Annotated in this window: 4 protein-coding genes; 2 read left to right on the forward strand and 2 right to left on the reverse strand. The window is 58.0% G+C overall.

Features of this window, described 5'->3' with window-relative positions:
• Positions 1 to 280: 280 nt before the first annotated feature.
• The gene (locus tag DIT71_RS16465; RefSeq protein ID WP_114614323.1) at positions 281 to 1,735 is read left to right on the forward strand and encodes a protein adenylyltransferase SelO; all 1,455 of its coding nucleotides are present in this window, start codon (positions 281 to 283) and stop codon (positions 1,733 to 1,735) included.
• A 15-nt stretch (positions 1,736 to 1,750) separates the two neighbouring features.
• On the opposite strand, the gene DIT71_RS16470 is transcribed toward DIT71_RS16465, so the two are convergent.
• Positions 1,751 to 3,265, reverse strand: a complete 1,515-nt coding sequence (locus DIT71_RS16470) for a fumarate hydratase (RefSeq protein WP_114614324.1) — start codon at positions 3,263 to 3,265, stop codon at positions 1,751 to 1,753.
• Between the two features lie 183 nt (positions 3,266 to 3,448).
• Between DIT71_RS16470 and DIT71_RS16480 the strand changes: the two genes are divergently transcribed.
• Positions 3,449 to 4,222, forward strand: a complete 774-nt coding sequence (locus tag DIT71_RS16480; RefSeq protein ID WP_114614326.1) for an enoyl-CoA hydratase — start codon at positions 3,449 to 3,451, stop codon at positions 4,220 to 4,222.
• A gap of 112 nt (positions 4,223 to 4,334) precedes the next feature.
• On the opposite strand, the gene DIT71_RS16485 is transcribed toward DIT71_RS16480, so the two are convergent.
• Positions 4,335 to 5,981, reverse strand: a complete 1,647-nt coding sequence (locus DIT71_RS16485) for a penicillin acylase family protein (RefSeq protein ID WP_227538180.1) — start codon at positions 5,979 to 5,981, stop codon at positions 4,335 to 4,337.
• Positions 5,982 to 6,000: the final 19 nt, after the last annotated feature.

The following is a 6,000-nucleotide window of genomic DNA, read 5'->3' on the forward strand; positions in this document are numbered from 1 at the left end:
TTTGTTTTGGTTTTGCAGATTTTGTACCAATTGAAGTATAGGTGTTGGAAGCGGCTGTGTTTGTCGCGGGCTTTGGTTATCTGGGAGACTGTACGATATAGCCCTCGGAATCACATGCTGGCGGCAATGGGAGATACCCTTTGCAGACACGCCGTGAACCCATCCCTGGGGGCTCGGCATTGCCATCCATGGCAATGCACGGTCTGCAAAGGGTATCTCCCATTACCGCTCTCTGGCTTCGGAGTCGGATTTTCATCGTTTAAAGAGTTATAAAACACCTATGAGCAGCAACGGTTTTAAAATCGAACATCGTTATCTTGAACTACCGGACAGTTTCTATACCCGGGTGCAGCCAACGCCATTGAAGGACGCGCGGATGGTGTGTTTCAACCATGATCTGGCGCGGGAGATGGGTTTTCATTCCGGAAATCCGGAGGAGTGGACCGGTGTGGGTGCCGGCACGGAGTTGCTGGAGGGAATGGATCCGGTGGCAATGAAGTACACCGGGCATCAGTTCGGGATGTATAACCCGGAGCTGGGAGATGGTCGTGGCTTGTTGTTGTGGGAGACGCTTGGTCCGGACGGGCGGCGTTGGGACTGGCACTTGAAGGGGGCGGGGATGACGCCCTATTCCCGGTTCGGGGATGGCAAGGCGGTGCTTCGGTCGACCATTCGGGAGTATCTGTGCAGTGAAGCAATGGCTGCGCTGGGGATTCGCACCACGCGGGCGCTGTTCATGGTGAGCGCGAAGGATCCGGTGCGGCGGGAGTCGATTGAGACGGCGGCGGCGCTGATGCGGGTGGCCCAGAGCCATATCCGTTTCGGGCATTTCGAGTTTGCCGCGAATCATGAAGGCGAGGAGGCGCTGAGAGCCCTTGTTGAACACGTGATTGCACTGCACTTCCCTCATCTGATCGACCTGCCCCGGGACGAGCGTTATCAACGCTGGTTCGTGGAAGTAGTCGAGCGCACAGGGCGGCTGGTCGCTGATTGGCAAGCGGTGGGGTTCTGTCACGGGGTGATGAACAGCGACAACATGTCGATCATCGGCGACACCTTCGATTACGGGCCCTACGCCTTCCTCGACGATTTTGACGCCGGTTACATCTGCAACCATACCGACCAGGGTGGCCGTTACGCCTACAACCGTCAGCCCAACGTCGGGTTCGTGAACTGCCAGTACCTTGCAAATGCACTGCTTCCGGTGATGAAGGAAGACGATGTGCGGCGCGGGCTGCGACGTTACGAGGTGGCCTACAACGAACGCTTCCTGCAGAACATGCGGGACAAGCTGGGGCTCGCCCTGGAAGATGCATCCGATCTCAGCCTGATCATGGATACTTTCAGCATGCTGCACGAGCACCACGTGGACTACACCCTGTTCTTCCGGGGGCTGTCCAACCTCACCTCCCGCGGCTCCTCGCCGATCCGCGACCTGTTCGTGGACCGCAGCGTCGCGGATGAGTGGCTGGAGCGTTACGAGCAACGCCTGCAATCGGAAACCCGCGCCCATGACGAGCGGGAATACCAGATGCGCAAGGTGAACCCGAAGTATATCCTGAGGAACTATCTGGCACAGCAGGTGATTCTGGAAGCACAAGGCGGCGACTACAAGCCGATGAGGGAATTGCTGGAGGTTCTGAAGAAGCCGTTCGATGAACAGCCGGATTTCGAGGCGTTCGCGGCGCCTCCCCCGGACTGGGGGAAGCACCTGAACATCAGTTGTTCATCGTAGGCTCGACCAGCGGCTTCAGACCGCTTTAGCGGCGATGATTTTGTCGTGCCACTCCACCGGACCGGTCTGGTGGACGGAGGAGCCTTTGGAATCCACCGCCACCGTGACCGGCATGTCTTCCACGTCAAACTCGTAGATGGCTTCCATCCCCAGCTCCGGGAAGGCAACCACTTCCGCGTGCTTGATCGCCTTGGAAACCAGGTAGGCAGAACCGCCCACAGCCATCAGGTAGACAGCGCCGAACTCGCGAATGGCATCGATAGCCACCTGGCCACGCTCGGCCTTGCCGATCATGCCGGTGAGGCCGGTTTTCTCGAGCATGGTGCGGGTAAACTTGTCCATGCGGGTGGCAGTGGTGGGGCCAGCCGGGCCAACCACTTCCTCGCGTACCGGGTCCACCGGACCTACGTAATAGATAAAGCGACCTTTCAGGTCCACCGGCAGCTCTTCACCGCGCTCGATCATGTCCACCATCTTCTTGTGGGCAGCGTCACGGCCGGTCAGCATCTTGCCGGACAGCAACACGGTTTCACCCGGCTTCCAGTCTTTTACATCTTCCGGCTTCACCGTATCCAGGTTCACGCGGCGAACGCTGTCGCCCACCTCCCAGGTGATTTCCGGCCAGTCATCCAGGCTCGGCGGAGTCTGCAGTGACGGGCCCGAGCCGTCCAGCACGAAGTGGGCGTGACGGGTGGCGGCACAGTTCGGAATGATCGCCACCGGCTTGTTGGCCGCGTGGGTGGGGTAATCCTTCACTTTCACATCCAGAACCGTGGTCAGGCCACCCAGGCCCTGGGCGCCGATGCCCAGATCGTTTACCTTCTCGAACAGCTCCAGGCGCAGCTCTTCCGCGCGATTGGACGCGCCACGGGCCTGCAGGTCGTGGATATCGATAGGGTCCAGCAGGGACTCCTTCGCCAGCTCCATTGCCTTCTCGGCGGTACCGCCAATGCCAATGCCCAGCATGCCCGGCGGGCACCAGCCAGCGCCCATCTGCGGCACCATCTTCAGCACCCAGTCCACCACCGAATCCGACGGATTCAGCATGGCGAATTTGGACTTGGCCTCGGAACCACCGCCTTTCGCGGCCACATGCACATCGACGGTATTACCCGGCACAATCTTGTAGTGGATAATCGCCGGGGTGTTGTCCTTGGTGTTGGTACGCTTGCCGTCCGGGTCGGCGAGGATGGAGGCGCGCAGCACGTTATCCGGGTGCATATAGGCCCTGCGGACGCCCTCATTGATAATATCGTCCAGCCCCATGTCGGCATCCCACTGCACGTCCATGCCGACACTGACAAACACGGTGACAATGCCGGTGTCCTGACACAGCGGCCGCTTGCCCTGGGCGCACATGCGGGAGTTGATCAGGATCTGTGCCATGGCGTCTTTTGCCGCCTGTGACTCCTCCTTCTGATAAGCCTCATAGACACCCTGGATAAAGTCTTTCGGGTGGTAGTAGGAAATGAACTGCAGCGCGTCCGCTACGCTCTCGATCAGGTCGTCCTGGCGGATTACGGTGGTCATAGGCGTCTCATCAGGTCAGGTTTATAGATTGGGACTTTCAAACAGAAGCGCGAAGTTTACCAGAAAATCTGAAAACGAGGGATCAGACAGACGGCGAAGGTTTTTAGCGCGAACCTTGGCTAAACCGCCACGAAAAAATGTAACATCGTCGACATCTTCGATTATTTCATCGCAGGAGCCACCGTGACCGACCTCGTCCTCACTGAAAAGAACGACCATATTTTAACGGTCCGCATTAACCGCCTGGATCGCAAAAACGCCCTCACCCACGATATGTACACCGCCCTTGGCGATGCCATCGAACAGGCCCGGCACGACAGCGACATTCGCTGCGTTCTTTATACCGGCAGCGAAGACTGCTTCACCGCCGGCAATGACCTAAGCGATTTCGCCGCCGGCCTGCCCGGCGAATTTGAAGACACCCCGGTAGGCCGGTTCCTGTTTCTGCTGGCCACCACCAACAAACCCGTCGTCGCAGCGGTAAACGGCCCGGCGGTGGGCATCGGCACCACCATGCTGCTGCATTGCGACATGGTGCTTGCAGGCAACAACACCCGCTTCCAGATGCCCTTCGCCACCCTCGGCCTGTGCCCGGAAGGCGGCTCCAGCCTGCTGCTACCCTCCTGGCTTGGCCGGGTTCGTGCCGCGGAACTGCTGATGCTGGGTGATGCCTTCACCGCCGACGATGCCCTGCGCATGGGCCTGATCAACCAGGTTTGCGAGCCCGCACAGACCGAAACCACGGCCCTGAAAGCCTGCGCCAGGCTCGCAGCCCAGCCACCCGCCGCGATCCGTGCCACCCGGGAACTGTTGAACCGGGCCTGCGGTGAAGAGCTGAAAACCACCATGCTCGCCGAGGGCAAACTGTTCGCCGAACGCCTCAAATCCCCGGAAAACGCCGAGGCAATCAAGGCCTTCACGGAAAAAAGGAAGCCGGATTTCTCGGACTTCTGGTAGCCGGATAAAAGTCGCCGGTGACCCAAAAAAAGCCCCGACAACTCCCGGGACTTTTTTGGTGCTGAAGATCGCAGGGTCAGAGAAGGGACCTGCAATTACGTGTAGTACACTCTCACTCCTGTGTAATCACTGTCTTGCCCTGCGGCAACAGGTTTGCCTGAATATCTTTTTCAGTAAATACCAACTGGCGGTATTGCTTGTTGGAATACTGCTCACTCTGATCGCTAAAGAACGGGGACATGGCATCGGTAGACTGGGAGTAGCTCACAAGGCCATAGGCTTCCGGGCCCTTTTGGGTGAACTCCAGGCCGAAGAGCCAGCTGGTGCCCTGGGCCACCAGCCATCCATCAACGCCGTCTGTGCCGTCGGAGAGCCCTGCAGTGTTCGGAATAATAGTCGGAGCAATCCTCGGGAAGCGGGTATCTTCAGCGAATTCATCTGGCGCCACACCGATCGCGTTGAAAGCCCCATCAACCCTCTCATCTCCGCCATGCCACGGGATCGGTTGAGTCTGGAAGTAGGGAGTTCCGTCACTACCGGGCACCACTCCGCCCGAAGGACGGAAGTACTGAAGGTCACCAAGAGCATCCGCTGGCCATATGTTCTGGGACTGCAGGACAGTAACACCAGCGGCGAGCGCCAGCAGCATGGTGTCGTCGGCGGTACCGGCGTTGTCCCGTGATGGGTCCGCAGGTGTTGCTACCGGGTCGGCGGGGTTGAAGGGTGTGGTCAGATCCGTGCTCAGATCGCCCAGATAGTTCGCCATGAACACCCGGAAGATGTGCGCGCCTACGCTGTCGCGATTATATAACCCATCCCATGAACCCAGGGAGGTGCACCATGAGGTCAGGTCGACTCCATTGACGGCGGTATTTCCAATCGCATCACAACGCTCCCGAAGTTCCGGCAGGAACTGTTCTGCATACCAGGCACGGTTGTTCCAGATTACACCGATCAGCTCTTCGGCACTGAATTTCCCATCCTGGCCAGCAGGTAGCGGTGCATCGGGGAAACCCGGATCCATGGGGTTCTGAAGCATCTTGATGCCCAGCCGGGTACGGGCGTTGATCGGTGTTTCCTCATCACCGAAAAGCGGCGAGAAACCTGTCAGAAATTCATCCGGATTCGTGGCCCAATGGCTGCTGTTGGAGTTCTGAACCCAGTCTGAACGCACCAGTTTTGGTTTCTGCTCATAGGGCACCAGCGGACCGCATTCAGTTTCAACCCAGTCTTCCTGCGACCAACTGCCATCCAGCAAAGTGACACCCTGATCGAAAAGACCGGCATAGGCGGGGCTGACTGCCCTTCTGAGGTTGATCAATTCCTGAGCGTCTTCCGAGAGGTTTGGTACCGAGCTGCTGTCGATATAGAAGGCATTACCCTGATCATCAGCGTAGACCGTGTTGGTCCACAAAGTTGAGCCGCAATTTCTGAAAATGCTCTGGAATTCATCAAGATTGCTGGCCCGACTCATCTGCAGCCAGGTGTCGAGCAGCCCACCTGTATCGGGATTGGCATCACGATAGGTAAGCGCAACAGGCACTGAAAAATTCAGTGCTCCATTGTCACCCCAGGCTGGCAACTGGTTGCTGAGGGCATTCGCCGCAATCATTGGCCCGTACTCGGAGAAGTAAAAGGTTCTTTCCAGAACCAGAGGTTCAACCATACCGTCCATACTTACTTCAATCTGGTAGGTCTCGGTGGTGATTGGTGTAGTGGCATAGTGAATCTGGCCACCTGATTTTGAGTGTATGATCACTCATAAAGAAAGTCAGGTG

The organism is Marinobacter vulgaris (genome assembly GCF_003344045.1).
In the GTDB taxonomy this organism is placed as follows: Bacteria; Pseudomonadota; Gammaproteobacteria; order Pseudomonadales; family Oleiphilaceae; genus Marinobacter; species Marinobacter vulgaris.